Origin of the sequence: Bacillus sp. SIMBA_154 (assembly GCF_046536015.1) — a bacterium.
Classification (GTDB): domain Bacteria; phylum Bacillota; class Bacilli; order Bacillales; family Bacillaceae; genus Bacillus; species Bacillus pumilus_P.
Window position 1 is genome coordinate 1 of the sequence record NZ_JAWJBV010000221.1, and the last position, 275, is coordinate 275.

Sequence of the window (275 nt, forward strand, 5' to 3'; positions counted from 1 at the left end):
TCGCCCGATTGGCCGAACCCACCGAAGACTTCCACCTCGAAGCCTTCAACTGGGGAGTAAGCATCGGAGCCGATGACCCCGCTGTCCTCACCTCGTCGCTCTTCTCCGCCCGCACCTGGGCCCTCGACGGTCGCCTGCTCGGCGATGAGGTCAACGACTACCTGTCAGGAATGCTCATCGGGGCCGAGGTGGCCAGCCAGCTGACACTGAACACCGAATCTTCCGCACCGGTCATCATCTGCGGATCGACAAGCCTCACCCAACGCTACTCACGC

Annotated in this window: 1 protein-coding gene; it reads left to right on the forward strand. The window is 62.9% G+C overall.

The window, feature by feature from the left end:
• The coding region (locus tag R0K30_RS21805) for a 2-dehydro-3-deoxygalactonokinase (protein WP_410612911.1) at window positions 1-275 on the forward strand (275 nt) is incomplete at both ends.